The organism is Methylobacterium sp. C1 (genome assembly GCF_001854385.1).
GTDB classification, from domain to species: domain Bacteria; phylum Pseudomonadota; class Alphaproteobacteria; order Rhizobiales; family Beijerinckiaceae; genus Methylobacterium; species Methylobacterium radiotolerans.
Genome location: NZ_CP017640.1, coordinates 3,390,579 through 3,416,950, shown reverse-complemented (window position 1 = coordinate 3,416,950; position 26,372 = coordinate 3,390,579). Strand labels below are relative to the sequence as shown.

Below are 26,372 nucleotides of genomic sequence, written 5' to 3'. Positions count from 1 at the left end.
GGGATCAGGCCGACCGGGGACCGCGGACCCGGACCGGTGCGGCGACCGGGACGATCTTGCCCTGTTGCGCGACTTCGCAGAGGACGGCCACCATCGCGTCGGCCTGCGCCTCGAGATCGGGCGGCCCGACATCGTCGCGGGTGTTGCGCCACGCGATGAAGATGCAGGCGAGGATGGCGGACGCGCTAGCCGCGAGGGGCGCGATGATCATTGCCGCCAGGGCGCTCACCGGCGCCAGGATCGCGGCTGTCGCGAGGCCGCTGACGATGGCTGCGGCAATCAAGACGATCATCGGAACCTCGCCCGATCTGCGTGCCGGGTCCTGCGCCCGATCACTGTCCCAGGATCACGTCACAAAAGTTTACGCTTCGTTAACGGGAAGCTTCCGGTCGATAATCTTTCGTCGAACGCCCCCCCGATTGCTGCACAATCAGCGATTCCGAGGCCGCGTGAACAGCTCGGCGGCCAGGTTTGTCCCGCCGCCGTCGGTCTTTCGGGTCGTGCGGCGCGTACCGGCCAGGCGTTGACATCCTGATCGACGCCGCGGGCGGCATCCGGATCGACAGGCGATGGTGATCCAGCAGGTCCGGTCGATCGCGGTGACTGATCCGACGCGGCTCACTGCCAGACCCGGGCGGTCGCGGGCCGCGACTACGCCGGTCGTGACGGGACCTTACCGCCCCTGATCACGTCTTCGGCTTTTGCAGAGGCGCACCCGTCGCGGTCGACGTGGAGACCACATACCCCGATCTGTTCGAACTGATACGTTCGGATCAGGTCTGGTACAGACCGATCCCTTGATGCCCCGGGTTCGGCGATGGTAGCCCGAGCGCGAGTGTCGTGTGGGAATTCCGTCTCCGATGGCCATCGATGTTCGAGCAGTCGCGCGCCTGCGCGAGATCGCAGCCGTCGTTGGCTGTCCGGTCGAGGCCTTCTACGCACCGGACGGCGACGCCTGCGAGCTGTGCATGACCTCCGAGCTGTTCCGCCTCTGGCAGGCGATACAGGAGCCCCAAGCCCGGCAGCGCATTCTGAACAGCGCGCGGCGCGAGGCTCTCGGTGAGGCCATCCACGCGGAGGCCGCGGAATAGAGGTCTTGCCGTCGCCGCTCGCTCGGCCGCGCCGAGGGGCGGGAAACGGCTCCCTGTGCCGTCAGCGCCCCTGCGCGATCCAGCCCAGAACCGTCGCGCAGCGCTCAGCCTGCTCGCGGGTCAATCCCGACGCGACGGCCGCGCCGTTGCGGTAGACCACGAAGGTCCCGTCGTCGGTCGCGCGGATCTTCACGGACGCCATCATTCGGCTCCCGACGTCAGAGCCTGAAGCTGCGAGAGGCCGGCCGCGGTGATCTGCCAGACTGCCACGGATCCATCCGGGCCATCGTGCAGGTCGATCCGCTGGAGATGCCCCGTGCTCTCGAGCGCCGTCAGCCGGCTGTGATCGCTGGGCCAGGAGGCGTCGGCTTTCTGGCGGATCGAGATCTGGTAATCCCGTGCCTCTGCAGCCTTGTTGAGAAGGCGGCGCTCGTGATTCACTCGCATCGGCACTCCGGCTCAGCTCGGATCGGTACGCAGTAACTACGGACAGGCTGGCCGATACGGTTAAGCTTTGCAACCCCGGGGCCGGAACGGCCTTTGGATCGTCCCGGCCGCGCACGCCGCCATGAGCGGATGGGAGCTCGCGCCAAGACGCCTTGCCGGGTCGGCCCTGCGCCGTGCTCCTCGCGTTCGTGCGAGCGCGACCAAAGAGAAGGGCCGACCGGGGAGACCCGGCCGGCCCGTCTCTTCGACGTGCGTGGCGCTTACCGCAGGAGCTGGAGGACGCCCTGCTGGGCGGAGTTGGCCAGCGACAGGGCCGAGATGCCCATCGACTGACGGGTCGACAGCGCCTGCGAGTTCGCCGCCTCCTGGTTCAGGTCGGCGTTCGTCAGGTTGGCCGAACCCGTCTGCAGCACGTTGATCAGCTGCTTGGAGAAGTCCTGGCGGTTCTGAACGACCGACAGGTTCGAGCCCAGGGAGCTCGCCGCGGAGGTCAGCGTGTTGCCGGCGCTGGTCAGGGTCGCCAGGGTCTTGTTGACGTCCGAGTTCAGCAGGAAGTTGCCGAGACCGTTCTGGCTCGACGAGTTGTTCGAGCTGGTGATCGACGACAGACCGAGACCGCTCGCCGTGGCGTCGACCGAGGCGACGTTGAGGGTCGAGCTGCCGGTATCGTTGAACTTGATGTTCAAGTCATTGCCCTTGCCGGCAATGAGGTTGACGCCGTTGTAGCTGGCGTCGCCGGCGAGCTGCGTGATCTGGTTGAGCAGGTTGTTGTACTGGTTCGCCAGCGAGGCGCGCTGCGTCACGCCCGAGATCGACAGGTCGCTGGAGACGACGGTGCTGGCGGCGGTGCCGTAGGTCGAGGCGGTGGTCGCCGAGGCGGTGAAGCCGAGCGCCGTCTGGCTGCCGGAGTTCTGGAATTCGACGTCCGCCTGGGCGTTCAGGACGATCTTGGTGCCGGTGCTGTCGACCGAGAAGATCGCGCCGGCGCCGAACGAGCCGCTCGACGCGGTCGAGGCCGAGCTGACCGCAGAGTTCAGGGCCGCAACGGTGGCGCTGATGCTCGAGGAGGCGGCGACCGTTGCGGAGACCGAGGTGCCGTTGATCGTCAGCAGGACCGTCTGGGAGGCGGTGCTGGCGCTGTAGGCGTTGGCGGCGGTGCCGGTGGTGGAGAGCTGGGTCGAGAGCGCCTGGTTGGCGATCGACTTGGCCTGGTCCACGAGCTTCTGGATCGAGGTGATGCCCTGGTTGGCGGCCTGGATCGACTGGATGCCGTTGGAGACGCCGTCGAGGAGCGAGTTCAGGCTCGAGGAGCGGCCGTCGAGGGCCTGAGAGGTGAAGAAGTTGGTCGGGTTGTCGAGGGCGGAGTTGACCGTCTTGCCGGTGGCGAGGCGGTTCTGCGTGGTCGCCATCAGCTGGGCGGTGTCCTGCAGCGAGAGCAGGTTCTGACGCGTGGCGGCCGACAGGGTGATCGAGGACATGGGTCTTATCTTTCTGATTTGATGCACCCGTTTCTCGGGTACGGCAGTAATCGTCCGCCAAACGTTTCGCAGGGGTTAAATCAATTGCCGACTCCAGGTGCGTCCGAAGTGATCGTTAATGAATCGATCCTTGAGAGGCTCAGTATTTATGCATCTCGGGCCGTCTTCAAGATCCATTAACCATCCGCAGCCATAAGCTGTGACGCAGACCAATTCTGTCGCGCCTGCCCGACCGGGGCCGATCCGGTTCGGCCGGCGCGGAGAGGACGGGGCGAACCTTGCAGGGAGCTCAGATGTGATCGCTCAAGCGTCCAGTGATGTTGGCGCCGCGACCCCTTCCGCGTCGCCGAAGTTACCCCATGTGGCGATCGCGATCCCCTGTGGGACCATGGTCCACGCGGACTTCGCCGTGAGCCTCGGATCGATGATGCACTCGCTCGGCGAGATGCCGATGTCGATCGTCGTCGGGAAGTCGTCGATCGTCGCCGACGCCCGCAACCTCGGCCTCGAATACGCGCAGAAGTACGGGGCGGAGTACGTCCTGTTCATCGACAGCGACATGACGTTTCCGAAGGACGCGCTACTCAAGCTCCTCGTGCGGCAAGTCGACATCATCGGCGCGACCTATTCGCGCCGCACCGCCCCGTTCCACTTCCTGGGCGACATTCTGCCGGAGCAGCCGGCCGACGCGCCGAAGGGTCTGCTGGAGATGTCCCGGATCCCGACCGGCTTTCTGCTGATCAAGGCCACGGTCTTCGACAAGCTGAGGAAGCCCTATTTCCGCTTCCGCGTCGACGAGGAAGCCGGCGTGAACATCGGCGAGGACTTCGACTTCAGCGATCGGGTCCGCGCCGCCGGCTTCCGGATCTGGTGTGATCCGTATCTCAGCAAGGAGCTCGGCCACATCGGCGAGCAGTCCTTCAAGCTCTGACAGCGACGCGTGCCGAGGCGCGCGTCGCCCGACACGGTGAGGCCTGGGAATGAGGATCGCGATCATCACGCCGTCGAGGCTCAAGCCCTCGACCCTGGCCGGAAAGGCCGGTCAGTACTTCCTGGAACACGCGATCGAGAGCGCCAACGCCCAGGAGCTCGACCGGCCGGCGACGATCCACTTCTTCGTCGGGACCGATCCGGAGACCGAGATCCCGGCGCGGCTCGCCGCGCACCCGCAGGTCACCTTCGCGCGCGGCGCGCGCAAGGGGCAGATCCCCGCGCTGAACGCGGCCATCGGCGCCGTCGACGACAGCTGGGACCTCGTCGGCTTCCTCGAGGACGACGATCACTGGCTGCCGCCCTATCTGGGCTTCGCGTTGAGGGCTCTCGAGAGCTTCGATTTCGTGTCCTCCACGCAACTGGAGACCGACGAGGCCGGCGAGGTGGTCCGGATCAACGACTTCGCGACGCCGTCGGGCTGGCTGATGCGGCGGGCCACCTTCGCGCAGGTCGGCGCGATCAGCCCGGCCTCGAAGTGGCACTACGACAACGAGTGGCTCGGCCGCCTCGCCGAGACCGGCCTGCGCCGCGCCCACCTCGTCGAGGCGACGGCGCCGGTCACGCTGCAGGACGCGATCCAAGTCCGTCCGTGGCTCGCCAACGTCCTGCGCAACGGCGGCCCCAACGTGCGGCTCGTGCGCCACAGCTTCGTCCTGCCGCTGGTGTGCCGCCTCGTGCATCCGGGCTCCGGGACCTCGGATGTCGGCCAGGGCGGCACGTCCAAGGCCGAGAGCAACGCCGAGTACCAGCGGCTGGTCGACCGCTTCGGCCGCATCCCCTGGTGAGGCGCCGGGCGGATCACTTGGCGCCGGCACCCTGATGCCCCGGAGGCGCGCGCCCTAGGCGGCCCGCCCGCGAGCGCGCCCGCGCAAGGCGTCCTGGAACGCCGCGAAGACCCGGCGCATCTGCGGCGCCTTGTAGGGAAACAGGTCCACCGGATCCATGTCGTGGACGACCATTCCGGTATCCGCCTCGAAGATCAGCAGCCGGCCGTCCGCGCTCTCGGCGCAGTCGATGACCAGGTAATCGAGACCGATCCTGCGGTGGATCTCGGCGAACGCGGCGCGGTGGCGCTCGGCGAAGTCGGTGTCGAACGCGGCCATGGCCGCGGCCTCGACCTGCCGCTTCACCGGATCCTCCAGCATGCCGGCGTTGAGGTAGTGGATCATCCAGTGATCGCGGATGGCCATGTGGCAGAGGTAAGGCACACCGTCGATCAGGACGACGCGGAGCTTCCGGAAGAGGCCGTCGGGACCGCGATAGTCGCAGTACTGCGTGACGTAGAACGCCTCGGCGGCCGTGTGCGCGAGGTAGAGTTGCAGGTCCTCCGCCCGATCGACCTTCTGGAGCTCGTTGCCGGCATGCGTGTCGAGGGGGCGCACCAGCAGCGGGTAGGTCGGGCCCTCCGTCTGGCGGGACGCGGCCGCGCTCAGAACGGACCGGCTCACGCGGACGACGTCGGGTGCCAGGATCCCCTCCGCACCGCGCAGCGCGTCCGCGATGCCGTGCCGAGAGGTCTTGAGCACGTGGCGCGGGTGATTGACGATCGGCCGCGTCCAGTGGTCGGCCGCCGCCGCGAGGGCTTCCAGCAGCGGCTCGGCGGTCCGCGCGTAGGCGATGCCGGTGACGATCACGTCGTGCGCGGGCAGATCGCGCGGCACCGGCTCACCGGGCCGAAGATAGAGGTAGGTGAGGCCGAAATCGCCGTCGTTGAGCAGGAAGTCGATCGGCGTGTTGGCCATCAGATCGCCGGCGGTCACCAGGACGAGGACGCGGACCCGCGCCTGATCCGGGTTCGAGCGCAGCGAGAAGAGCCGCTGCCCGTCCAAGACCTCGTTCTGGAGCGCGAGGCCTTCCGTGAAGCGGTGCTTCAGCAGCAGGATCGTCGCCATGTCCAGCGCCGTTCCCGCGTCGAGAGCGGAGTCGCCGCCTTCCGCGAGGATCTCGGCGGCCAGGGCGGCCATGTCGGCCCCCTCGAAGGCGGCCCGGATGAGGCGTGCCGGGCCGATCATCGGGTTCGGGTTGTCGATCCCCGCAACGTGCGCTTGCATCAGAGCCTCCGAGCCGTGGGGCCGCCGCGGCGATCCCGGAATCGCGATCAGGTGTTTGGAATCGCGCACCGCGGCACGACGCCCACACTCTGACGGCACGGAGGTTTACGAAGCGCTAACCATGTTCCCGGTCCGCGGGGCGGTCGCCGCTCAGTCGCGCCGCGGCGCCGCGCCCGCGCGCCGGAGCGCCTCGGCCAGCGCCCCGCCCGGAGCGGGATCCGGCACCGGGCTCGGTCGGCTCCGCGGCGCGTCCTGCTTCGGCTCGCCCGTCCGCCGCGCCGGCTGGCCCGGCTCGACGGGATCGTCGAGCCGCATCGACAGCGCGATGCGCTTGCGCGGGACGTCGACGTTGAGGACCAGCACCCGGACGACCTCACCGATCCGGACCACCTCGGTGGGCGAGGCGATCCGTCGCCGGGCCATCGCCGAGATGTGGACGAGGCCGTCCTGATGGACGCCGATATCCACGAAAGCCCCGAAGGCGGCGACGTTGGTGACGACACCCTCCAGCTGCATGCCGGGCTTGAGGTCGCCGATCGTCTCGACGCCTTCTTGGAAGCGCGCCGTCTTGAACTCCGGCCGCGGGTCCCGCCCCGGCTTCTCGAGCTCGGCGATGATGTCGCGCACGGTCGGCAGGCCGAAGCGCGCGTCGACGAACGGCTCCGGCACGAGGCGGCCGAGCAGGGCGGCGTTGCCGAGCAGGACGTGGATGTCGCTCTTCAACGCCTGGAGGATGCGGCGGACCACCGGATAGGCTTCCGGGTGGACTCCCGACCCGTCGAGCGGGTCGTCGCCGCCCTGGATGCGGAGGAAGCCCGCGGCCAGCTCGAAAGTCTTCGGGCCGAGCCCCGGGACCTTCTTGAGCGCCGCGCGCGTCCGGAACGGGCCCTGGGCGTCGCGATGGGCGACGATCCGCGCCGCCATCGCGCCGCCGAGACCCGAGACCTGCGCGAGGAGGGCCGGGGAGGCCGTGTTGACGTCCACCCCCACGGCGTTGACCGCGTCCTCCACCACCGCCGCGAGCGACCGCGACAGCTTCGCCTCGCTCACGTCGTGCTGGTACTGCCCGACGCCGATCGACTTGGGGTCGATCTTGACCAGTTCCGCCAGGGGATCCTGGAGACGGCGGGCGATCGACGCCGCGCCGCGATGGGACACGTCGAGGTCGGGCAATTCCTTGGCGGCGATCTCAGAGGCCGAGTAGACCGAGGCGCCGGCCTCGGAGACCATCACCTTCGCGAGCGGCAGGTCCGGGTTGGCCGCGATGATCTCCGCGGCGAGGCGCTCGGTCTCGCGGGAAGCGGTGCCGTTGCCGACGGCGAGAAGCTCCACGCCGTGCAGCCGGCACAGCCGGCCGAGCGTCGCGACGGCCTCGCGCCAGCGCCGTTGCGGCTCGTGCGGGTAGGTCGTCTCCACCGCGACGACCCGCCCGGTTCGATCCGCCACGGCGACCTTCACGCCGTTCCGGTAGCCCGGATCGAGCCCCATCGTCGCCCGCCCGCCCGCCGGGGCAGCGAGCAGCAGGTCCTTCAGGTTCCCGGCGAAGACTGTCACGGCCTCGTCCTCGGCCCGCTCGAACAGACGGCCGCGCAGGTCCTGCTTGATTCCGGTCCGGATCTTCATCCGCCACGCCGTGCGGACCGTGTCGAGGAGCCAGGCATCGCCGGGGCGCCCCCGCGACGCGATCTCGAAGCGGCGGCAGATCGCCGTCTCGAACGGCCCGGGTAGACCCGGCGGCGAATCCTCGCCCTCCGCGTCGAAGCCGACGTCGAGCACCTCTTCCCGCTCACCGCGAAAGATTGCCAGGATCCGGTGCGAGGGCATCCGCTCCAGCCGCTCGCTCCAGTCGAAGTAGTCCGAGAACTTCGCCCCCTCGCTCGCCTTGCCCTTGCGCACCCGCGAGACAAGCTGCCCGGACCGCCAGTAATCCGCCCGCAATCGTCCCACGAGGTCGGCGTCCTCAGCGAAGCGTTCGATCAGGATGGCGCGGGCGCCGTCGAGCGCGGCCTCGACGTCCGGCACGCCGCGCGCGTCCGACACGTAATCGGCCGCGACCGACGCGGGCGCGCGGTCGGGCCGGCTCAGCAGGGTCTGGGCGAGCGGTTCGAGGCCGGCTTCGCGGGCGGATTGCGCCTTCGAGCGCCGCTTGGGCCGGAAGGGCAGGTACAGGTCTTCCAGCCGCGCCTTGGTGTCGGCGGCGTCGAGGGCCGCCGCCAGGGATGGGGACATCTTGCCCTGCGCCGTGATGCTCGCGACGATCGCGGCGCGCCGCTCGTTGAGATCGCGCAGGTAGGACAGCCGCTCCTCCAGCCTGCGCAGCTGCGTGTCGTCGAGGCCGCCAGTATTCTCCTTCCGGTAGCGCGCGATGAACGGCACGGTCGAGCCGCCGTCGAGGAGCGCGACGGTGGCGGCAACCTGCGCCTCCCCGACACCGAGCTCCTCGGCGATCAGAGCGTTCACGGCTTTCATGGCTTCTCCGACTGGGGTCGCGGCGACGGACGGGCTGCCTGCGTGGAGCGCCAAGCCGCCGGAAACAAGGCACCGGTCAGGCGTGCGGCTGAGCCTCCGCCTTCTGGGCCCGGGCACAGTCCAGGATGCGGTGCCGGGCTGCTGGATCCTCGATGGAGAACCACAGGTTCAGCAGCTCTTCGGTCATCGACAAGTCGTCGTTCTGGCTCGGATCGAAGAAGACGTCGACCGAACATCCGAGTGTCTCGGCCAGATCGCCGAGGATGCGGCGCGACCGCGCGTTCGGGACTCTGCTGTGATCTGTCATCACGTCGATCCGCGTCGCAGCGCCACCGGGTGCTGGCGCCAGAATGCCCTCGACCCCGCCCGCAACGGGCCAGAGCATCGAGATCCAGACAATCCAGTCAAGTCCGCGCGCCGCAATCCTGTTGCAGTCCCGATGCAGCTTGGGGTCGGCGGAGCTGAGCCGGACCCAGCGGGACCAGCACAGATTCTCGGGATAGCTGGCCGGCCGCTGGGTTATCCTGGCACGGGATTCGCAGATGCCTGGGTCGATCAGATCACGATGGATAGCTGGCGCGATGCCGAACTATCGATGTCCCGGCGATCCGTTCACGGAAACAGAAGTCTTCGCACGGATTCCTGGACGGTCGGCACGTCTCGATGATCGAGACGCACCGTCATCGGGATGTCACCCGTCGATGCAAAACTTCCGCTTCGCATGTCCCGCAAAGGGAGGCGCTCGTGCAATTCGAGATCCGAGAGCGTAGCCGGTCGCTCTGGTCCTGGGTCCTCGTCAACGAGACTGACGAGCCCGTTGTCGAGTCGCGGCGCAGCTTCCCGTCCCGCGCCCAGGCCACGGCGGCGGCCCTGGCCTTCTCCCAGCTCGTCGCCCGCGCCGGGCGAAGCCTCGGCGGCGGCCCGCGACAGGTCGGGTTTCTCTGACGCCGCTCGCCGCGCCGGCGTCAGGTCGTCCGGATCCGGTGGCGCACGAGGCTGACCACGCTCGTGGCGGCGATAACGCAGCCCACACCCATCGCGCCGAGGCAGCTGATGGTGCGGATCGGCTCGCCGCGGGCGAGCACGATGGCGACCGCGAGCGGCAGGAGCAGGAACACGAACAGCAGGGTCATGACCGGATCCGAGTGACGATGATCGAGACTAGGATCCGAATGGTTAATCACTTGTCACGATCCAACCCTGTCCGCGGCCTCGGTGCGCCCTCCTGTCGGACCGGGACGGCACGTCTCCGTGAGCCGCTCGGAGCGATCCCGAGCTCGGCGCCCGGCGCGGGCGCGCCGTCACCCGGCAGGCTGCCGGACCGCGATCACCGTCCGCTCGCGTCGAGGCGGACGAGGCGATCGACGAGCGCGCGATCGTGCAGGAGCGCCATGCGCTCCTTCGGCGACAGCCAAGCCTGGGCCTCCGCGACGGTCTCGGCCTCGCAGATCTTGGCGGTCGCCAGCGTGTGGTCCGGGTCGATCGCGCCCCTTGGGCGGCGATGTCCCGGGGGGAGCATCTGGCCGTGGGCGCGCGCGAGGTCGGGGTCGGCGTGGACGGCCGCGAGGGCTTCCGCATCGTCGAACCCGCGCTCCGCGTTGCGCGCCGCGAGGGCGGCGGCGCGGACGGCGATCTCAGGCGGCGCCGCCTCTTCGGGAGTGGCGAGGAGCAGGCGGCGCTTGAGCGCCAGGCCGAGCCCGAGGTGGCCGCTCGCCCAGGAGATCGGGATCGCGAGCACCAGAGCCAAGATCGTCGGGCTCATCCAGAGGAACAGCGAGGTGGCGATCGCGAAGGCGGCGACGCCCGCCACCAGCCCCAGCAGCGTGTGCCACCGATGGCGGACGACGATGTCGCGCAGCGGTATCGAGCCGTCGTCCCGCCGCTGCGGATTCCAACCCGTGTCCCGTCCGAGCAGGATGCCCATCACGGAGCCCGACTGGATCACCATCGCCACCGGCGCCACGAGGGCGGACAGCAGGATCTCGACGAGGCTGGACAGGACCAGCCGCCCGGCGCCCCCGCAGGCGCGCCGCACCGGGCCGTCCAGCAGGGCCAGGATCAGGCCGAGGAGCTTGGGTGCCAGCAGGACCGCCATGGTGAGGCCGAACAGCTGGAGCGCGCGGACCGGATCGAAGCGCGGGAAGACCGGCGAGAAGCCGGCGCCGCCGAAATAGTCCGGCCGCTCCGTGGCCGTCTGCAGAACCAGCAGGATACCGACCATCAGCTGCAGCAGCCAGAGCGGCGAGGCCAGGTAGCCGGCGATGCCGGTGGCGAAGTGCTGCCGGGTGGCCGGATGCAGCCCCGCGGCGCCGATGACGCGCGCGTGCTGGAGATTGCCCTGCGCCCAGCGCCGGTCGCGCACCGCCACGTCGATCAGCGACGGCGGGCTCTCCTCGTACGAGCCCGGCAGGCGATGGAGCATGTACACCGCCCAGCCGGCGCGACGGATCAGGGCCGCCTCGACGAAGTCGTGGGACAGGATGTGTCCACCGAAGGGCGGCTTCCCGGGCAGGTCGGGCAGGCCGCAGGAATCCGCGAAGGCGCGGGTCCGGATGATCGCGTTGTGCCCCCAGTAGTTGCCGTCCCGACCGGACCACGCGGCGAGGCCGGCCGCGATCACCGGACCGTAGATCCGGGCGGCGAATTGCTGGAGGCGGGCGAACAGGGTGTTGCGGTTGATGATCAGCGGCAGCGTCTGGATGATGCCGGCATCCGGGTCCGCCTCCATGGCGGCGGCGAGCGCCACGACCGCCGATCCGCTCATCAGACTGTCGGCGTCCAGGACGAGCATGTGGTCGTAGCGGCCGCCCCAGCGGGTGACGAAATCGCCGATGTTGCCTGCTTTGCGGTGATGATTCTTCGGCCGGTGCCGGTAGTAGAGCCGGGCCTCGGGACCGAGCCGGCCGCGCAGGTCGAGATAGGCGCGCTCCTCGGCGATCCAGGCGTCGGGCTGGGTCGAATCCGACAGCACGAACCAGTCGAAATGGTCTCCGAGCCCGGTGGCCTCGACCGCCTCGCGCATGGCCTCGATCCCCGCGAAGGTGCGGGCCGTGGCCTCGTTGTAGACCGGCATCAGGACCGCGGTCCGCGTGCGCAGCGCCGTCGGGTCCGGCGTCGGCCGCGGTCGGCGCAGGAGCGTCCCGAAACCCAGCACCGCGCTGGTGAAGGCGAGCGCGATCCACGAGAAGGTCAGGCAGAACAGGACGACCAAGACGAGCTGGAGCGCGGTCGGGCTGCCGGAGACCGACACGGTCTCGACCATCTGCCAGCCGCCGTAGGCCGTCAGGGCCACGGCGCCACCGAACACCAGGAGCCGCTCCGGCCAGGGCGTCCGGGCCTGGCGCACCCATCGGTGCCCGAGCCCCGGATCCCAGCGCGCCAGGTCCTGAACCGGCATGGACAGGGGCGCCTCGGGCGGCAGGTGGCGGCCGCCGTCGGTCGCGGTGTCGCGCCCGGACCCGGCGTCCGTCGCTGGCGGCAGGGTCATCGTCTCGTCCAATCGCACGGGGTAGGCCGGTCCTCAGCTGTCGTGATGACGGGTCAAGGCGTCCAGCGAAACAGCCATGTCTCGCTCGCCCGGGCCTGACCGCGCCGGAGCGCGAGGCGCAACTCGCTCGCGCGCTCGCTCCCCGGATCGAGTTCGAACAGGATCCGCAGGGTCTTACGATCGGAATACCGAAACCGTTCCTGGCGCGTGATCGTCCCGGCCGAGGCCGCGAGGTCGACGTCGATGTCGCCGGGCTGGAACAGCGCGTCGCCCTCGAAATCCACCGCGAAGAGCCGGCGATTGCCCGAGCTGCCGCGGCCGCAGCGGCTGTCGCGCACCCGGGCGATCTCCGGCGGCAGCGGGTCCGGCCAGCCCTTCGACCAGTGCTGACGGCACTGGAATCGCATCTCCGCGCCCTTCGCCAGCTTCGCCTTGGGCCGCCAATAGGCGAAGACATTCTCGTTCAACTCGGAATCGCTCGGGATCTCCAGCAAGGTGACCGCGCCCTCGTTCCAGTCGTCGAGCGGCTCCAGCCAGAGGGACGGGCGCTGCTCCCAGTGGCGGCGGTCGTCCTCGAAATCGTCGTAGGCGCGGGCCCGCTGCATGAGGCCGAAGCCCTTGGGCCCGCGATCCACGAAGGCCGAGACCTGCAGCGCCTCGGGATTGTGAACGGGGCGCCAGATCGGCTCGCCGTAGCCGTTGTGGATCGCCAAGCCCTCCACCGAGAAGGCCGCAGCGCGCAGGTCGTCCACGCGGTTCCGGTCGAGGGCGCCGAACAGGTAGCTGCCCTGCATGCCGCCGAGCCCGATATGGTCCAGCTCGGTGCGGGCGAAGACCGTTCCGTCGATCTGCGCCGTGGAGACGTCGCGGCCCGGCGTCAGCGTGATCCTGAACGCCGCGGTCGCGGATTCCGATTCCGCGAGGGCGTGGACGACGACCGGCTGACCCGCGCGCGGCGTCTCGATGAACAGGGCCCGGAACAGCGGGAACTCCTCGCCGCGGGAATCGGCCGGACGCAGGGCGAGGGCCCGGGCGTTGATGCCGAAATCCTGGCCCTCGGCGACGAGGCGGAAGAACGAGCCGCCCTGGAACAGGGCGAAGTTCGAGAGCCCGTCGGCGCCGTCGAACCGGGCGCGCAGGCGGAAGCCCGAGAAGGCCGTGTCGGCGGCCAGGTCGGGCAGGTCGAGGCCAGGCGCCGCGATGGCGGACTTGTCGTACCCGACCGGCTGAACGAGGCCGTTCTCCACGACGAACAGCGAGACCGGCGTCTCGAAGATCGAGCCCCGCAGCAGCGGCTCCAGGACGTAGCCGGCGTTCCGGTCGGCCCAGACCGCGCGGCCCTCCGCGGGCCGGATGGCCTCGTAGGCCTCGCGGGAGAGGTTCTTGAGAACGGCCGGCACGTCGCCGGTCTTCGGCGCCGCGTAGGGGGCGGCGGCGCGGGCGCGAGCGAGGTCGGTCAGCGTGTTCGCCTCGAACGCCTCACCGCTTCCGGGCAGAGCCGGGACCTTCTCCGGGTCGGCTGCCCGCGCGGCCGCCGGGAGCAGTCCCGCGGCAGCACCGAGTGCGCCGCCCAGGACGGCGCGGCGTGTCGCGGTGGCGGAGAATCCGGAGTCGATCGTCATGCAGGCGGTGGTCTCACGTCGCGGGCTGGGGTTCGGGCGGCCCCGTCTATACGGACACGCCGGCTGAACCCAGGGTTAAGCAACTGCTTGAACCGCAAGGGGCTCCGTTGACTTAACCCGAGCCGGCTCTCTAATTCGGCCGACTGCATCAGAACGGGGGAGGCAGCATGGGATCGTTGCGGGTGACTGGCCACGGCGTGGATCTCGGCGAGAGTCTGCGCGGCCGCGTCGAGGAGCGGATGTCCGCGATCCAGGCCAAGTATCTCGACTCGCACATGCACGATTCCTGCAACGGCCACGTCACGCTCCGGCGCGACGGCACCGCCTTCCGGACGGATTGCGTGCTGCATCTCGTCTCCGGTCTGACCATCGAGGCGAACGGCTTCGCGCACGACGCGCGCTCGAGCTTCGAGCAGACCGCCGAGCGCCTGGAGACCCGACTGCGGCGCTACAAGCACAAGCTGAAGCAGCACGCGACCGGCCCGGGCGACGCCGCGGCCATCGAGGCTGCCTACGCGGTGTTCGCCGCCCCGGAGGTGGAGGAGGACGACGCCGCCGAGGGCGACGCCCACCCGCCGATCGTCGCCGAGAGCACCAAGACCCTCCAGCGCCGCACCATCGGCGAGGCGGTGACCGCCCTCGATATGACGGGATCCCCAGTGGTTGTGTTCGTCCACGCTGGCACCGGCCGCGTCAACGTCGTATACCGGCGGAGCGACGGAGCGATCGGCTGGGTGGACCCGCCGAACGCCACCGAGTGACGCTGCGGGTCGGGTGGAACGGAGCCGGAACCGGCTGGTTTCCCCGCCCATTGAATCCAGCGGGGGCGCGGCCGGAACGGTCGTCGACGCCCCTGCGACGAGGCCCGCTTCCTCGCGAGCGGGCGACGGGGCAACGGTCGTTCGATGCCAGTTCTGGAATTCCTCGACCCCGAGTCGGTCGTGCCGGCCCTGCGCGCCCGCGCCAAGAAGCAGGTGCTGCAGGATCTCGCCGCGCAGGCGGCGCGGCGCCTGCCCGCCCTCGGCGAGCGCCCCGTCTTCGACACCCTTCTCCAGCGCGAGCGGCTCGGCTCGACCGGCATCGGCGACGGGGTGGCGATCCCGCACGGCAAGCTGCCCGGCCTGGACCGTCTCTTCGGGCTGTTCGCGCGCTTCGACCGCCCGGTGGATTTCGAGGCCCTGGATGGCCAGCCCGTGGACATCGCCTTCCTGCTGCTCGCGCCCGAGGGTGCCGGCGCCGACCACCTGAAGGCCCTGGCGCAGGTGGCCCGTATCCTGCGCGAGCCGGGCATGCTCGCGCATATCCGCGCCGCCCGGGACGCCGGGGCGCTCTACGCGCTCCTGACGCGCTCGACGGCACCGCAGGCCGCCTGATGATCCCGAGCTTCCGCATCGCCGCCCTGATCCTCGCGGCCGGCGTCTCCGGCGCCGCCGCCCAGGGCGAGACCACCTGCGCCCGCGACGTCCTGGTGGCGCAGTCGATGCAGCGCCAGGCCCTCGAGCAGCTGGAGCAGGCCGACGGCGACGATGCCAAGAACTGCCGCGTCTGGCGGCGACACGTGGAGACGATGCGGCGCGTGGCGAGCGTCTACGGGCGCTGCCTGTCCGGCTCGGAGCGCAGCGAGCGCCTCGCCCAGGTCCAGGGATCGGACCGCGAGTTCTCGGCGGCGATCAAGGCCCGCTGCAAGGGGCAGTAGGGCGAGGGCGGAGGGCGCGCCGCGCCCTCAATCGACGCCGCGCAGCATCAGCGGCTCGGCCACCATCTTCACGGGCTTGCCGCGGCCGATCAGGATCGCGGCGCGGGAGCGCTCGGGATCGGCCTCGAAGCGCGTGCGCACCCAGCTGACCAGGAACTTCATGTACTCGGAGGCCAGGAGTCGCGCGGCCGGCGGGTTCTGCCACCAGCGGTCGGCGTCGAACGCCTCGGTCACGACGGGATGCGGCAGCACGCGGTCGCTGTCCTGCAGGGCGTGGTCGAGTTCCACCAGCGTCCGCGGCATGTGGTAGTTCGAGGTCACGACCGCGACCGTGCTGAACCGGTGCGCGCGCATCCAGCGGCGCGTCTCGATGGCGTTGCCGATCGTGTTGCGCGCGCGGTAGTCGAGGTCCACGCAGCAGGCGATCAGGGCGCGCTGGGTCGGGTTCAGCCGGGCGATCTCGTCGCGGCTGGTCCGCTCGTTGACGCCGGTGATGAGCAGGCGCCGGCCGTAGCCGCCCGCGAGGAGGTCGATCGCGTCACCGATCCGCTGGGCGCCGCCGGTCAGCGCGACGATCCCGTCGGCCCGGTCGGTGGGCGTCCGCTCGTGGCGGGCGAGGGCGCTCACGAATACCAGAAACCCGGCGAACAGGGCCAGCATCCCGAGTCCGGCGCCGAGGCTGCAGGTCCAGAGAGCGATCCGCCGCCGTTCGCGCGGGCGCACGACGGCGCGGCGCGGGAGACCCCACTCGTGCCAGGCCCAGCCGACGGCGTCGGTCGAGGGCGGATCCGATGCGCGCAGCATACGCGTGGTCATCCTCCGGAGAATCAGCGCCGATTGCGGCGGCTCGGAGGCCGGCGCTGTCGGCTGTTTCCACACCGCAACCATAAAGTTTCCAGATGGTAAACGTGCCGGCTAGACCCCCTATTTCCACGTCTTCGTGACGCAGCCGGGCGTTAAGCCAGGAAGCGCCGCACGGTCACGCGCGAGACGACGCCCGTGACGAGGGACGCGATCACGCCGATCAGGATCACGCTGGCGTAGCCGCGCAGGCCGATCTGGAACGCGCCGAACAGCGCTTCGACCTCCTGACCGGCCGGTCCGGAGCGCGCGGCCCGCGCGAGGACACCGGCGATCACGAAGGCGACGAGCGCCAGACCGGCCCCGATCGCGCCGCCGCGGAGACCCAGGCCGAAGAAGCGCCGCTGGAACGCCCGGGCGATGTAGTCGTCGTCGGCGCCGACGAAATGCAGCACCTCCACGACCTCGCGGTTGCTCGCCATGGCGCCACGGGTCGCGAAGGTCACGGCGAGGCCGGTGGCGATCAGGACGAGCAGCACCAGCCCGATCCCGATCCCCACGAAGGCGTTGGCGGCGGTCGAGAGCCGCTGGAGCCAGAGGGCGTGGTCGTCGAGACTGGCGACGCCCGGCAGCGCCTCGACGAGGCGTGATCGCAGACGCTTCAGGTCCGCCGCCTGGCCGCTGGAGAGCTTGAGGGCGATCAGGCGCGGCACCGGGAGGTCGGAGAGGTCGAGCCCGGTGCCGAGCCACGGCTCGAGCAGGCGCTCGGCCTCGGCCTTGCTGAACACCCGCGTCTCCGCGATCCCCGGTTCGGCCTTGGCGATGGCGTCGGCGCGGCCGACGTCGGCGTCGACGTCCCGGCCGGGTCCGGGCCGGACCTGGATCGTGACCTCGCGGGCCACGTCGCCCTGCCACTGAGCGGCGTTCGTCGCGACCATCTCGGCCGCGCCCGCGCAGAGGCCGGCGAGGAAGGTCAGGATCGCGATGACCGCGGCCAGGGAGCGGCCGGCGGCCGTGTCGGTGGGCACCAGCGGCGCGTTGCGGCGCAGGTTGGCCGGCACCGACGGGTCGGGCGGCACGGCCGGTCCACCGGCCTTCGTCCGCGGCATCGCCTGAGTGCTCATTCCTCGATCCGCAGCCGGCCTTCGCCCAGGACCATCCGGCGGGCATCGACGGCGTCCATGATGCCGAAATCGTGGGTGGCGATGATGACCGAGGTCCCGAGTTTGTTCAGCTCCAGGAACAGGCGGAGCAGCCGCCGCCCCAGGCCCGGATCGACGTTGCCGGTGGGCTCGTCCGCGAGCAGCAGGTCGGGCCGCGCGATCAGGGCGCGGGCGATGGCGGCGCGCTGCTTCTCGCCGCCCGAGAGCAGCGGGGGCAGGGCGTGCATGCGCTCGCCGAGGCCGACCCAGCGCAGCAGCTCCACCACCTCGGCCCGGTAGCTCGCCTCGGCCCGGCCCTGGACGCGCAGGGGCAGGGCGACGTTCTCGTAGGTGGTCAGGTGGTCGAGGAGCCGGAAGTCCTGGAACACCACGCCCATCCGGCGCCGGAGCCCGGTCAGCGCCTTCGCGGAGATGTCGCTCACCTCCTCGCCGAAGATCGAGACGAGCCCGCGGGTCGGCCGCACCGACAGCAGGATCAGGCGCAGCAGCGTCGTCTTCCCGGCCCCGGACGGGCCGGTCAGGAACTGGAAGGAGCGCGGCGCGATGCGGAAGCTCACGTCGGACAGCACCTCCGGCCCGAGGCCGTAGCGCATGCCGACATTCTCGAACTGCACCACCGGCCGCTCCGCGCCGGGCAGCAGGCTCTTCATGCTCGCCTGTAGGTTCAAGGCCGTGCCGTATCTCGTCTGTCCATCCCTCGGGAATCGCCGGAGCGGCGGGCGTTTTCAAGGCCTCGGGGATTTCACGGCCCCTTAACCCTGTTCGGCGACACTTCTTCAAGCAATTCACTGTCCGGCCCGGTCGCGGCCGATCGATGCGAGTATGGCGCGGATGCTGATCGCCTGCCCGAGCTGCGCGAGCGAATATCGCATCGACGCCAGCAAGGTCGGCATGGAGGGCCGCTCGGTCCGCTGTGCCGCCTGCCGCGAGACGTGGTTCATCTCGCCGGCCGACGTCCTCGCCGGCCACGAGGCCGAACTCGCCGCGCAGACCGAGACCGATCCCGTCGCGGACGCGGCCTGGGAGGAGGCGACCGCCTCGGTGCGGAACGCGACCGAGGTCCCGGCTCCCAAGGCCCGACGGTCAGCCAAGCCCAGGAAGGCCGCCGGACAGCCCCGCCGCGCGATCCCGGGCCTGACACCCTCGCTGGCGTTCGGCCTGACGCTCCTGGCGGCGATCCCGCTGGTCTGCCTCGCCCGCACCGCCGTGGTCCGGGCCGTCCCGCAGACCGCCTCCCTGTTCGCCCGCATCGGCTTGCCGGTGAACGTGCGCGGCATCGAGATCCGCGACGTCGTCGCCTTCAACAACCCGGCGGAGGACGACAGTCCCGCCGAACTCGTCATCGAGGGCGACCTGGTCGGCGTCGCCCGCACGGACGCGCCCGTGGGGCCGCTGAGCGTCGAGATCCGCGACGCCGGCGGTCGGACGATCAAGACAGTGTCGGTCCCGCCGCCCCGGACGGTCCTCGCCGCGACCGAGACCGCGCGGTTCCGCGCGAGCCTGCTCGCGCCGCCGGCCGCAGGGCGCGCCGTGATCGTGCATTTCGCCGACGCGGCCGCGACCCGCCCCGAGCCGCGGGTTGCGGCCGCGGAGCGTTGAGGCGGGGCCGCCTCAGCACTTCGTTCAGGTTGCGGCTGATGGTCGGATCTGCAACCTTCCCAACAGGCCCGCGGCGCGGATGTGAGCGGCGCCCGTCGTCGGCGCCCGGGACCGCCATGCTGTGAGTGTTCGCGAAACCGTTCCCATCCTCGTCGAGACGACCGACGCGGTCGAGCAGAAGCACGCCTTCGACTACTGGCGCAGTACGGTGCTGGCGCGCGTCCACGCGACGCCGCTGGCGCCCGACGTGCCGTTCGCGGCGGGCCGCCGCCTCGCGATCACCCGTCACGGCGCGGTCCTCCACACCCTCAGCAACCCGATCGGCGTGGAGCGCACGGCGCAGCACGTGCGGCGCGACGGGCGGGACGACATCGCGATCGTGCTCCTTCTGCAGGGCAGCGGCTACGTCGAGCAGGGCAATGGCGGTGCCTTACTGAGCGCCGGCGACGTCACCGTCCACGCCATGGACCAGCCCTTCGCGATCGGGAGCCGCGACTCCTACGAGGAGATCCGCCTCCAGGTGCCGCGCGCCGCCTTCCTGAGCCAGGTCGGCAGCGTGCAGGCCTTCGCCGGGCGCAGGCTCCGCGCGACGCCGCTCAGCGGCCTGTTCGCGACCTATCTCCGCTCCTTCTCCGAGACGATCGGCGGCCTGTCGGAGGCGGAGGCCGGCATCGCTCTCGAGGGCGTCCTGCATCTGCTGCGGGCTCTCGCGGACGGGCAGGGCGAGAAGGCCGGCGATGACCTGTCCGGCGACGCCGTGCGGGCCCTGGCGCTCGCCCATATCGAGCGCCGGCTGCACGATCCCGCCTTCGGGCCGGAATCGCTGCCGGCCGCCCTGCGGGTCTCGCGGAGCCGGCTCTACGCGGCCTTCACGGGCGACGAGGGGGTGGCGGCGAAGATCCGCGACGCCCGGCTCGACCGGGCCTACCGGCGGCTCCGCGGCGGTACCCGCATCGCGTCGGTGATGACCAGCTGCGGATTCACCGACGCGGCCACCTTCAGCCGCGCCTTCCGCCGCCGGTTCGGCGTGGCGCCCCGGGACGTGCTGGAACGCCGCCCCTGACGAGATCAGACCCGGCTGCCGCGCGGGTCGGTGACCGGCCGCTCGGGCGCGGCCGCACCCGCGATCCGCTGCGCCGCGCCGGCGAGCCCCAGGCCGAGGCGGATCGCGACCACGCCTACTCGCGCGATCCGGATCTGCGCCGGGAGCTGGCGCGGGCCGATCGGGCGGTAGGCCAGGCGCGGGCTGGCGCGCTCCGCCTCCGCGATGGCCTGCCCGAGGGGGAGGGCCGCGATGCGCCGCGCCTCCGTCGGGGCGATCCCGATCGCCCGCGCCCAACCGTCGCCCCGCGCGAGCGCCCCGCGCCCGTGCATCTGGCGGAAGCGCCGGCGCCAGAGGTAGCGCCGCACGGCGCGCGGGAAGGTCTCCATGCGGGCGTCGCAGAGCGCGTCGGGCTCCTCGCAGCGAGAGCGGATCGTGTCGGCCACGCCGCCCGGAGCGCGCCCGGCGAGGCGGGCCGAGATGGTCACGCACACGTCGGTGGCGTGCCGGACCCGCAGACCGTGCTCCAGCAGCCGCGCGACGAAGGCGCCGTCCTCGCCCAGCGGGATCTCGGGCATGCCGCCGACCGCGAGGTAGGCGCGGCGGGTTACCGCGAGGGTCGCGCCGATCGCGGTCCGGTGGCAGGGCCAGGGGTCGTTCGGATCGGGGTCGATCCGCGCCTCGGCCTCGGTGATCAGGGCGTCGTAAGCGTCCTCCAGACGGCCACGGGCGGGGAGCGAGGGCGGCAGCAGCGCCGCCTCGGCCGCGTCGAGCTCGACCCGGCCGGCCACCGCGTCGGCGCCCGCCTCGATCGCCGCGCGGTTGCGCGCCACCCAGTCGGGCGGGACGCGGCTGTCGGCGTCGGTCGACAGGATGATCCCCGCATTCCCCGCATCACCCAGCCACGCAGCGGCGGCGTCCATCGCCCGCCGGCGGGCCCATCCGGCATGGGCGCCGGAGAAATTCTCGACCAGCACGCGGACCGGGATCGACAGCGTCGGCACCAGCGCGGCCACGAGCGCCTCGGTGCCGTCCGTGCAGTTGTTCAGGAACAGCACGAGCCCGACCCGCCCCGGTTCGGCACCGGCCTGGGCGTCGATCGCCCGCAGGCAGGCGGCGATCCGCTCCTCCTCGTTGCGCACGGGTACGGCCACGATCGCGTCGGGACCCGGGACGTCTGACAAAGGGGTGCTCGACACCGGTGACATTCTCCGCCGGACCCGTCGCGCGGGCCTGGTCCGGGCTTATGCCGGAGCTTCCCTGAACGGGACCGGACAGGGGGTACGGGCGAAGCGCCCCCGGTCAGAGCGTCTTCTCGACGAGCCCCTCGATCCATTCCGGCTGCGTCTCACCGACCGACCGGCCGACCTCGGTCGCGCCCTTGTAGGCGATCAGCGTGCTCTGCATCCGCACGTTCAGGCGCCGCAGCAGGTCCTTCTGGCTGTCGAAATCGATATCGAAGATCTGGAGGTCCTTGAAGCGCGGCTCGGCCGAGAGCCTCGCGAGGATCGGCTTCTGCGTCCGGCAAATCGGGCACCAGGGTGCGCTGACCGCGATCAGCACGGGCTTCCCGCTCCTCTGCGCGGCCTCGAAGGCGGCGTCCGAGAACGGTCTGGTCTCGCCCGCCCGGGCAGAAGCCCCGAGCAGGCTCGAACCGGCGAGGGCGAGGCCGACGAGCGCGAGGACGTGGCGGCGGCTCTTCATGGCGTGCGTTCCTCCCGCGACCCCGTCCGAGCGGGGCGCGCTGCTGTTGGAGGGATGCTACGTCGCGCGCGCGGGCCCGTCCCTGTGACCTGAGCGCCGCGGAGACCGATTGCCCCCGCGCGGGATCACATTGTTGAGACGTCGCCCGGCCGCGCTTCGGATGACCGGTCTTCCGCCACGACCGCCGCGATGTCGTCGGGGTCGACGGCGTCGATCGGGCGCCTGATTCGCAGGGCTCGCGTGGGCGCGCCGGCGCGCATCACCAGCACGATGGTCTCCATGTCGGGGCAGCCCGGATCGGCGCAGGCGATCTCGTTGACCGCCAGCGTGTCGGCCTCGCCGAGGCCGAGGGCCGCCCGCAGGTCCTGCTTCAGGCGCGCCGCGATCGCGGCGCGCTCCGCCGAGCGGGCCCGCCACGCCTTGAGGCTCACGAAGGCCATGCGCGATGCTCGTCGTCCTGCGATGGAAGCCCCAGCGGCCCGCGTGTAATAGTGTTACGCCGGCCCGGGGGCGGTCAAGCGTCGCCCCATGCGCCCGAAACAACCGTCGTCTTCGGCTGTCATGTAGAGGCCGACCTCGAAAATCCGCGGTCGTTGGTCTTCGGACTCGACAGCGGTGCAGAGGTTCGGTGAGGTGTAATAGGCGCGTGAAGGATATGAGATCTTGCGACCCTGGCGGGACGGGCCGGACGACCGGCGGAGCTACCATCACGGCAATCTGAAGGAGGCCCTCCTGGAGGCCGCGCGCCGGTTCATCGCCGAGCGCGGGATCGGCGGCTTCACCCTTGTCGACGCTGCGCGCCTCGTGGGCGTGACGCCGGCCGCGCTGTACCGCCATTTCCGGGGCCGCGAGGCGCTTCTCGAGGAACTCGCCGGGCGCGGCTTCGCCGAGCTCGCCGCGCGCCTGGCGCGGGCCCTGACGTCGCGCGGGACGCCCCTGGAGCGGTTCACCCGGATGGGTGAGACCTACCTCGCCTTCGCCGAGGAGGAGCCGGCCTACTACGCGGCGATCTTCGAGACCCGCGGTGCGCCCGCGGGCGGGGCCGAACCGGATACGCCCGCCGGAGCCGCCGGCGCGGAGGCGCGGCCGAGCCCCTTCGATCTCCTGGTGGAAGCACTGCAGTCGACCTTCGCGGACGGATTCGGTGGCGTGGCGCCGCGCTTCATCGCCCTGGAAGTCTGGGCCCTGGCCCACGGCCTCGCGACCCTCTCGGCCGCCGGACATCTACCGCGCGGCCCCGGCTTCCCCGACAAGTACGAGCTCCTGCGGGCCGGAGTGCTCGCCCTCGTCCACGGGGCTGGGCGCCCCGGCGAGCGCGACGACGGCGCCGGGCGGCCTTGAAAGGCCCGCGCCGCACCCGCATGTTAACCGCGTTCACATGAACAGCGGAGCACAGCCGTGACCTCTCAATCCTCCTCTCCCTGGGCGACCGGCAGGCTCTGCCGGTCCGGCCCGTTCCCGCGTCGGTCGCTCGAGATCGGCGCGATCGTGGTCGGCTTCATCTACTGGTGGCCGATCGGCCTCGCGCTGGTCGCCTGGAAGTTCGCCGGCTACCCGGCCTTCGCCGAGCTGCGGGACGCCGCGCGCCGGACGGTCTCCGAGTTCGACGGTGGGCGTCCCGCGTCCCGCTTCGCCCGCGCCTTCGAGGCCGCCAACCGCCGCGGCGGCACCGGGAACGCCGCGTTCGACGAGTATCGCCGGGCCGAGCTCGACCGCCTGGAAGCGCAGCGCCGCGCTCTCGAGGAAGAGAGCCGCGCCTTCTCGGACTTCGTCGAGGAGCTGAAGCGCGCCCGGGATCGCGAGCAGTTCGACGCGTTCATGGCCAAGCGCCGGAACGAGGGCGGCAGCCGCTCGGTCTAGGTCCTCAAGACGACGGCGTCCGGGCGGATCGGCCCGGACGCCGTCGGGAGCGCGTCGGGGGCCCGCGTCAGGCCGCGCGAACCCGGTCCAGGAAGCGCGCCACTTCGGCGTTCAGGTGCTCGGACTGCTCCGAGAGCCGCGACGCCTCGGCCAGAACCAGCCCGGCGGCGCCCCCGGTCTTCTCGGCGGCGCTCGCGACGCTGACGATGTTGCTGGTGACCTCGCCGGTGCCGGCCGCCGCCTGCCCGACGTTGCGGACGATCTCGTGGGTGGCCGCGCCCTGCTGCTCGACCGCCGCCGCGATGGAGGTCGCGACGCCGTCGATGTCGCGGATCCGCGCCGTGATCGTCCCGATCGCCGCCACGGCCTGACCGGTCGAGGCCTGGACCCGCCCGATCTGGCCGGCGATCTCCTCGGTCGCCCGGGCGGTCTGCTCGGCCAGCGCCTTCACCTCGGTGGCCACGACGGCGAAACCGCGACCGGCCGCACCGGCACGCGCGGCCTCGATCGTGGCGTTGAGCGCCAGCAGGTTGGTCTGGCCCGCGATGGTCGAGATCAGCCCGACCACGTCGCCGATCCGCGTCACCGCCTCGCTCAGCTCCTGGACCAGCGCGCCGGTCTGATCGGCCTCGGCGACGGCCGCGCGCGCGAGGCTGGCCGAGCCGTCGACCTGCCGGCCGATCTCCTGGACCGAGGTGCCGAGCTCCTCGGCCGCCGCCGCCACGGTGCCGACATTGCTGGCCGCCTGCTCGGCCGCGGCCGCGACGGTGCTCGACTGCTCGGCGGTCTGCGCGGCGGTCTCGGTCATGCTCCGGGCCGTCGCCTGCAGGCCGGTCGCCGCGGCCGAGACCTGCGCGACGATCCCGCCGACGGTGTCGGCGAACCGGTCGGCGATCTGCCGCATGACGAGGCTGCGCTGGCGCTCCGCGTCCTGCCGGGCCGCCTCGGCCTCGGCCTCGAGCTGCCGGCTGCGGATCAGGTTGTCCTTGAACACCTGCACGGCCGCCGCCATGGCGCCGATCTCGTCGCGGCGATGCTGGAACGGGATCTCGGTTGCCGCCTCGCCCCGCGCCAGCCGCGTCATCGCGCCGGTCATCGCGGAGATCGGCCGCGAGATGTAGACCAGGCCGAAGATCGCCGCGGCCAGTGCCGACACCAGCGAGAGACCGATGCCGGTGATGGCTGCGGCGGACGCGGTGTCGATCCGCGTCATCGCCCTGTCGGCATCCTGTGCCGCAGCCTTCTCGTCGTGGTCTACCAAGCGGGCCAGGGCGGCACGGGCATTGTCGTAGAGCGCGACGACCTCGGGCTTGATCAGCAGCTTGGCCGCCTCCGCCTGCTGACCTGCCTCCATCAGGCGCCGCACGTCCCGATCCGCCTGCTCGAACCGGCTCCACGCCGCGTCGAAGACGTCGTAGTGTTGCCGTTCGTCGGCGGTGCTGATCAGCGGCTCATAGGCGCGGCGCGCGTCGCGCAGCTGCGCGTGCGTCTTCGCGAGGGCTGCCTCGTTGATCACCCGATGCTCCGGCGTGTCCGACAGGAGGATGAGCCGGTACTGCTTGATGCGCACCTCGGACGCCGCAACTTCGATCGCGCCGACCTTCTCGAGGGAGGGGACCCAGTCCTTGGCCAGCGCCGTCGCCACCTCGCCGATCGCGGCCAACTGATGGAGCGATAGGCTGCCCTGCGCGGCTGAAATCAGGGCAAGTCCTGAAAAGAGGAGTGCCAATATTACTTTGAGCGGAAGGGACACGCGCATGTAGATGATCGGCCAGATCCGAGGCTGAGACGGTCGCATCGATCGGATCGATGCCGAAGATCGCATTTAGAGCCTTTGATTTCACGCGCAAGTCGGTCCTTCATGGCATCTATCGTCGATATGTGTGGTATAATGACCGCCTATATGTCCGATCTGTTTTCAAATAATGCATACGCATTACCGGCGCAGATGTTTTATACCGCGATTAACACTATCGTTTCAGAATCAAATTTTTCTCATCGGAATGAAAGCGTTCTTTAGAAACGATGATTGATGGCTGTGCCGGGCCTCCGCGCGTCGATCCGCTCGGCTGCAGCCGTCCGGCGATGCCGGGGTGATCCCGGGACGGCCGGAACGCCTGCCTCGGATCGCGCGGCCGCGTCGGCCCCGTCTCCCCGCGCTGTCCGAGAGGACGAGTTGCGCCCCGGCTCCCGCTCCGGCATTGGTCCTCAACCGCGAGGAGAGGTGTTGGGCATGTCGACGGGTCGGGTCACCGTGGTCGATCACCCGCTGGTGCAGCACAAGCTCACCTATCTGCGGGACAAGAACCGCTCGACCAAGGGTTTCCGGCAGATCCTCAACGAGATCGGGATGCTCCTCGCCTACGAGGTGACCCGGGATCTGCCGCTGGAACCGGTGACGATCGAGACGCCGCTCCAGCCGATGCAGGGGCAGCAGATCCAGGGCAAGAAGCTGGTCCTGGCGCCGATCCTCCGCGCCGGGGTCGGCTTCCTCGACGGCATGCTGTCGCTGGTCCCGTCGGCCCGCGTGGCGCATATCGGGCTCTACCGGGATCCCGAGACGCTGGAGGCCGTGGAGTACTACTTCAAGGCGCCCTCCGATCTGGCTGATCGGACGGTGCTGGTGCTGGATCCGATGCTCGCGACCGCCAACTCGGCCATCGCGGCCCTGGACCGCCTCAAGGCCAGGGGCGCCTCGGACCTCCGCTTCGTCTGCCTGCTGGCGGCGCCGGAGGGCCTCGCCAAGTTCCAGGCCGCCCATCCCGACGTGCCGGTCTGGACCGCGGCGATCGACAGCCACCTGAACGACCACGGCTACATCGTCCCCGGCCTCGGCGATGCCGGGGACCGGATGTACGGCACCCGCTAG

At 70.7% G+C, this 26,372-nt stretch carries 29 protein-coding genes; 12 read left to right on the top strand and 17 right to left on the bottom strand.

Annotated elements, in window-relative coordinates; genetic code table 11:
• Positions 1-4 precede the first annotated feature (4 nt).
• Positions 5-292 (bottom strand): hypothetical protein, encoded by a 288-nt coding sequence (locus tag BKE41_RS15925; protein WP_012319950.1) that lies wholly within the window; start codon positions 290-292, stop codon positions 5-7.
• A 568-nt stretch (positions 293-860) separates the two neighbouring features.
• On the opposite strand from BKE41_RS15925, the gene BKE41_RS15920 reads away from it, so the two are divergent.
• Positions 861-1,091: a hypothetical protein gene (locus tag BKE41_RS15920; RefSeq protein ID WP_012319949.1), complete on the top strand. Its 231-nt coding sequence runs from the start codon at positions 861-863 to the stop codon at positions 1,089-1,091.
• Positions 1,092-1,152: 61 nt separating this feature from the next.
• Here the strand turns inward: BKE41_RS15920 and BKE41_RS31675 are convergent, their stop codons facing one another.
• The 3 genes from BKE41_RS31675 to BKE41_RS15910 form a co-directional block, all read right to left on the bottom strand.
• Positions 1,153-1,293: a hypothetical protein gene (locus BKE41_RS31675; RefSeq protein WP_012319948.1), complete on the bottom strand. Its 141-nt coding sequence runs from the start codon at positions 1,291-1,293 to the stop codon at positions 1,153-1,155.
• Entirely contained in the window at positions 1,293-1,538 is a 246-nt protein-coding gene (locus tag BKE41_RS15915) for a hypothetical protein (RefSeq protein WP_012319947.1), read from the bottom strand. Before BKE41_RS15915 ends, BKE41_RS31675 begins: the two co-directional genes overlap by 1 nt.
• A 260-nt stretch (positions 1,539-1,798) precedes the next feature.
• Positions 1,799-3,016, bottom strand: a complete 1,218-nt coding sequence (locus BKE41_RS15910; protein WP_012319946.1) for a flagellin — start codon at positions 3,014-3,016, stop codon at positions 1,799-1,801.
• Between the two features lie 199 nt (positions 3,017-3,215).
• On the opposite strand from BKE41_RS15910, the gene BKE41_RS15905 reads away from it, so the two are divergent.
• Together BKE41_RS15905 and BKE41_RS15900 are read left to right on the top strand one after the other, a co-directional pair.
• Positions 3,216-3,947 carry a hypothetical protein gene (locus tag BKE41_RS15905; protein WP_245295789.1) on the top strand — a complete coding sequence of 244 codons (732 nt, stop codon included), beginning with the start codon at positions 3,216-3,218 and terminating at the stop codon, positions 3,945-3,947.
• A gap of 49 nt (positions 3,948-3,996) precedes the next feature.
• Positions 3,997-4,794: a glycosyltransferase family 2 protein gene (locus tag BKE41_RS15900; protein ID WP_070999808.1), complete on the top strand. Its 798-nt coding sequence runs from the start codon at positions 3,997-3,999 to the stop codon at positions 4,792-4,794.
• A 54-nt stretch (positions 4,795-4,848) separates the two neighbouring features.
• Here BKE41_RS15900 and BKE41_RS15895 read toward each other — a convergent pair whose 3' ends face one another.
• The 3 genes from BKE41_RS15895 to BKE41_RS15885 all read right to left on the bottom strand — a co-directional run bounded on the left by BKE41_RS15895 (position 4,849) and on the right by BKE41_RS15885 (position 8,914).
• Entirely contained in the window at positions 4,849-6,060 is a 1,212-nt protein-coding gene (locus BKE41_RS15895) for a hypothetical protein (protein WP_059409773.1), read from the bottom strand.
• A gap of 150 nt (positions 6,061-6,210) precedes the next feature.
• Positions 6,211-8,529: a Tex family protein gene (locus BKE41_RS15890; RefSeq protein ID WP_024829600.1), complete on the bottom strand. Its 2,319-nt coding sequence runs from the start codon at positions 8,527-8,529 to the stop codon at positions 6,211-6,213.
• Positions 8,530-8,605: 76 nt separating this feature from the next.
• On the bottom strand, positions 8,606-8,914 hold the full coding sequence (locus BKE41_RS15885) for a hypothetical protein (protein ID WP_012319941.1): 309 nt from the start codon (positions 8,912-8,914) through the stop codon (positions 8,606-8,608).
• A 359-nt stretch (positions 8,915-9,273) separates the two neighbouring features.
• Here BKE41_RS15885 and BKE41_RS15880 point away from each other — a divergent pair, with 359 nt between their 5' ends.
• Positions 9,274-9,474: a hypothetical protein gene (locus BKE41_RS15880; RefSeq protein WP_012319940.1), complete on the top strand. Its 201-nt coding sequence runs from the start codon at positions 9,274-9,276 to the stop codon at positions 9,472-9,474.
• 20 nt (positions 9,475-9,494) lie between these two features.
• On the opposite strand, the gene BKE41_RS31670 is transcribed toward BKE41_RS15880, so the two are convergent.
• The 3 genes from BKE41_RS31670 to BKE41_RS15870 form a co-directional block, all read right to left on the bottom strand.
• Positions 9,495-9,662 (bottom strand): hypothetical protein, encoded by a 168-nt coding sequence (locus tag BKE41_RS31670; RefSeq protein WP_012319939.1) that lies wholly within the window; start codon positions 9,660-9,662, stop codon positions 9,495-9,497.
• Between the two features lie 194 nt (positions 9,663-9,856).
• Positions 9,857-12,016, bottom strand: a complete 2,160-nt coding sequence (gene mdoH, locus BKE41_RS15875; RefSeq protein ID WP_245295788.1) for a glucans biosynthesis glucosyltransferase MdoH — start codon at positions 12,014-12,016, stop codon at positions 9,857-9,859.
• Between the two features lie 53 nt (positions 12,017-12,069).
• Positions 12,070-13,638 carry a glucan biosynthesis protein D gene (locus BKE41_RS15870; RefSeq protein WP_059409775.1) on the bottom strand — a complete coding sequence of 523 codons (1,569 nt, stop codon included), beginning with the start codon at positions 13,636-13,638 and terminating at the stop codon, positions 12,070-12,072.
• A 167-nt stretch (positions 13,639-13,805) separates the two neighbouring features.
• On the opposite strand from BKE41_RS15870, the gene BKE41_RS15865 reads away from it, so the two are divergent.
• From BKE41_RS15865 to BKE41_RS15855, 3 genes are all read left to right on the top strand, one after another.
• Complete coding sequence (locus BKE41_RS15865) at positions 13,806-14,399, top strand: HPF/RaiA family ribosome-associated protein (RefSeq protein WP_012319936.1); 594 nt, start codon at positions 13,806-13,808, stop codon at positions 14,397-14,399.
• Positions 14,400-14,543: 144 nt separating this feature from the next.
• A complete protein-coding gene (gene ptsN / locus BKE41_RS15860; RefSeq protein WP_012319935.1) occupies positions 14,544-15,011 on the top strand; it encodes a PTS IIA-like nitrogen regulatory protein PtsN in 468 nt (155 codons plus the stop codon).
• On the top strand, positions 15,011-15,334 hold the full coding sequence (locus BKE41_RS15855; RefSeq protein ID WP_012319934.1) for a hypothetical protein: 324 nt from the start codon (positions 15,011-15,013) through the stop codon (positions 15,332-15,334). Before ptsN ends, BKE41_RS15855 begins: the two co-directional genes overlap by 1 nt.
• Positions 15,335-15,361: 27 nt before the next feature.
• On the opposite strand, the gene BKE41_RS15850 is transcribed toward BKE41_RS15855, so the two are convergent.
• From BKE41_RS15850 to ftsE, 3 genes are all read right to left on the bottom strand, one after another.
• Positions 15,362-16,138 carry a YdcF family protein gene (locus BKE41_RS15850; protein ID WP_012319933.1) on the bottom strand — a complete coding sequence of 259 codons (777 nt, stop codon included), beginning with the start codon at positions 16,136-16,138 and terminating at the stop codon, positions 15,362-15,364.
• 152 nt (positions 16,139-16,290) lie between these two features.
• Complete coding sequence (locus BKE41_RS15845; protein ID WP_012319932.1) at positions 16,291-17,259, bottom strand: ABC transporter permease; 969 nt, start codon at positions 17,257-17,259, stop codon at positions 16,291-16,293.
• Entirely contained in the window at positions 17,256-17,948 is a 693-nt protein-coding gene (ftsE, locus tag BKE41_RS15840; RefSeq protein WP_020093599.1) for a cell division ATP-binding protein FtsE, read from the bottom strand. Before ftsE ends, BKE41_RS15845 begins: the two co-directional genes overlap by 4 nt.
• 181 nt (positions 17,949-18,129) lie before the next feature.
• Between ftsE and BKE41_RS15835 the strand changes: the two genes are divergently transcribed.
• Together BKE41_RS15835 and BKE41_RS15830 are read left to right on the top strand one after the other, a co-directional pair.
• On the top strand, positions 18,130-18,897 hold the full coding sequence (locus BKE41_RS15835) for a zinc-ribbon domain-containing protein (RefSeq protein WP_071000695.1): 768 nt from the start codon (positions 18,130-18,132) through the stop codon (positions 18,895-18,897).
• A gap of 121 nt (positions 18,898-19,018) precedes the next feature.
• Positions 19,019-19,960, top strand: a complete 942-nt coding sequence (locus tag BKE41_RS15830; RefSeq protein WP_024829605.1) for a helix-turn-helix domain-containing protein — start codon at positions 19,019-19,021, stop codon at positions 19,958-19,960.
• A 5-nt stretch (positions 19,961-19,965) separates the two neighbouring features.
• On the opposite strand, the gene BKE41_RS15825 is transcribed toward BKE41_RS15830, so the two are convergent.
• From BKE41_RS15825 to BKE41_RS15815, 3 genes are all read right to left on the bottom strand, one after another.
• A complete protein-coding gene (locus BKE41_RS15825; protein WP_024829606.1) occupies positions 19,966-21,147 on the bottom strand; it encodes a glycosyltransferase family 2 protein in 1,182 nt (393 codons plus the stop codon).
• Between the two features lie 94 nt (positions 21,148-21,241).
• Positions 21,242-21,643: a thioredoxin family protein gene (locus BKE41_RS15820; protein WP_024829607.1), complete on the bottom strand. Its 402-nt coding sequence runs from the start codon at positions 21,641-21,643 to the stop codon at positions 21,242-21,244.
• A 125-nt stretch (positions 21,644-21,768) separates the two neighbouring features.
• Entirely contained in the window at positions 21,769-22,083 is a 315-nt protein-coding gene (locus BKE41_RS15815; protein WP_012319926.1) for a hypothetical protein, read from the bottom strand.
• A gap of 223 nt (positions 22,084-22,306) precedes the next feature.
• Between BKE41_RS15815 and BKE41_RS15810 the strand changes: the two genes are divergently transcribed.
• Together BKE41_RS15810 and BKE41_RS15805 are read left to right on the top strand one after the other, a co-directional pair.
• Positions 22,307-22,984, top strand: a complete 678-nt coding sequence (locus tag BKE41_RS15810) for a TetR/AcrR family transcriptional regulator (RefSeq protein WP_024829608.1) — start codon at positions 22,307-22,309, stop codon at positions 22,982-22,984.
• A 57-nt stretch (positions 22,985-23,041) separates the two neighbouring features.
• A complete protein-coding gene (locus tag BKE41_RS15805; protein ID WP_012319924.1) occupies positions 23,042-23,503 on the top strand; it encodes a DUF2852 domain-containing protein in 462 nt (153 codons plus the stop codon).
• Between the two features lie 67 nt (positions 23,504-23,570).
• On the opposite strand, the gene BKE41_RS15800 is transcribed toward BKE41_RS15805, so the two are convergent.
• A complete protein-coding gene (locus tag BKE41_RS15800) occupies positions 23,571-25,262 on the bottom strand; it encodes a methyl-accepting chemotaxis protein (protein ID WP_070999807.1) in 1,692 nt (563 codons plus the stop codon).
• A 474-nt stretch (positions 25,263-25,736) separates the two neighbouring features.
• Between BKE41_RS15800 and upp the strand changes: the two genes are divergently transcribed.
• The gene (gene upp, locus BKE41_RS15795; protein ID WP_012319922.1) at positions 25,737-26,372 is read left to right on the top strand and encodes a uracil phosphoribosyltransferase; all 636 of its coding nucleotides are present in this window, start codon (positions 25,737-25,739) and stop codon (positions 26,370-26,372) included.

Coding starts and splice junctions, on each gene's coding strand:
- BKE41_RS15865 (WP_012319936.1), top strand. CDS start 13,806: ATGGGATCGTTGCGGGTGACTGGCCACGGCGTGGATCTCGGCGAGAGT.
- ptsN (WP_012319935.1), top strand. CDS start 14,544: ATGCCAGTTCTGGAATTCCTCGACCCCGAGTCGGTCGTGCCGGCCCTG.
- BKE41_RS15870 (WP_059409775.1), bottom strand. CDS start 13,638: ATGACGATCGACTCCGGATTCTCCGCCACCGCGACACGCCGCGCCGTC.
- BKE41_RS15915 (WP_012319947.1), bottom strand. CDS start 1,538: ATGCGAGTGAATCACGAGCGCCGCCTTCTCAACAAGGCTGCAGAGGCA.
- BKE41_RS31670 (WP_012319939.1), bottom strand. CDS start 9,662: ATGACCCTGCTGTTCGTGTTCCTGCTCCTGCCGCTCGCGGTCGCCATC.
- BKE41_RS15900 (WP_070999808.1), top strand. CDS start 3,997: ATGAGGATCGCGATCATCACGCCGTCGAGGCTCAAGCCCTCGACCCTG.
- BKE41_RS15850 (WP_012319933.1), bottom strand. CDS start 16,138: ATGCTGCGCGCATCGGATCCGCCCTCGACCGACGCCGTCGGCTGGGCC.
- BKE41_RS15820 (WP_024829607.1), bottom strand. CDS start 21,643: ATGAAGAGCCGCCGCCACGTCCTCGCGCTCGTCGGCCTCGCCCTCGCC.
- BKE41_RS15825 (WP_024829606.1), bottom strand. CDS start 21,147: ATGTCACCGGTGTCGAGCACCCCTTTGTCAGACGTCCCGGGTCCCGAC.
- BKE41_RS15925 (WP_012319950.1), bottom strand. CDS start 292: ATGATCGTCTTGATTGCCGCAGCCATCGTCAGCGGCCTCGCGACAGCC.
- BKE41_RS15845 (WP_012319932.1), bottom strand. CDS start 17,259: ATGAGCACTCAGGCGATGCCGCGGACGAAGGCCGGTGGACCGGCCGTG.
- BKE41_RS15800 (WP_070999807.1), bottom strand. CDS start 25,262: ATGCGCGTGTCCCTTCCGCTCAAAGTAATATTGGCACTCCTCTTTTCA.
- BKE41_RS15885 (WP_012319941.1), bottom strand. CDS start 8,914: ATGCTCTGGCCCGTTGCGGGCGGGGTCGAGGGCATTCTGGCGCCAGCA.
- BKE41_RS15815 (WP_012319926.1), bottom strand. CDS start 22,083: ATGGCCTTCGTGAGCCTCAAGGCGTGGCGGGCCCGCTCGGCGGAGCGC.
- BKE41_RS15910 (WP_012319946.1), bottom strand. CDS start 3,016: ATGTCCTCGATCACCCTGTCGGCCGCCACGCGTCAGAACCTGCTCTCG.
- BKE41_RS15835 (WP_071000695.1), top strand. CDS start 18,130: ATGCTGATCGCCTGCCCGAGCTGCGCGAGCGAATATCGCATCGACGCC.
- mdoH (WP_245295788.1), bottom strand. CDS start 12,016: ATGACCCTGCCGCCAGCGACGGACGCCGGGTCCGGGCGCGACACCGCG.
- upp (WP_012319922.1), top strand. CDS start 25,737: ATGTCGACGGGTCGGGTCACCGTGGTCGATCACCCGCTGGTGCAGCAC.
- ftsE (WP_020093599.1), bottom strand. CDS start 17,948: ATGAAGAGCCTGCTGCCCGGCGCGGAGCGGCCGGTGGTGCAGTTCGAG.
- BKE41_RS15890 (WP_024829600.1), bottom strand. CDS start 8,529: ATGAAAGCCGTGAACGCTCTGATCGCCGAGGAGCTCGGTGTCGGGGAG.
- BKE41_RS15920 (WP_012319949.1), top strand. CDS start 861: ATGGCCATCGATGTTCGAGCAGTCGCGCGCCTGCGCGAGATCGCAGCC.
- BKE41_RS31675 (WP_012319948.1), bottom strand. CDS start 1,293: ATGGCGTCCGTGAAGATCCGCGCGACCGACGACGGGACCTTCGTGGTC.
- BKE41_RS15855 (WP_012319934.1), top strand. CDS start 15,011: ATGATCCCGAGCTTCCGCATCGCCGCCCTGATCCTCGCGGCCGGCGTC.
- BKE41_RS15895 (WP_059409773.1), bottom strand. CDS start 6,060: ATGCAAGCGCACGTTGCGGGGATCGACAACCCGAACCCGATGATCGGC.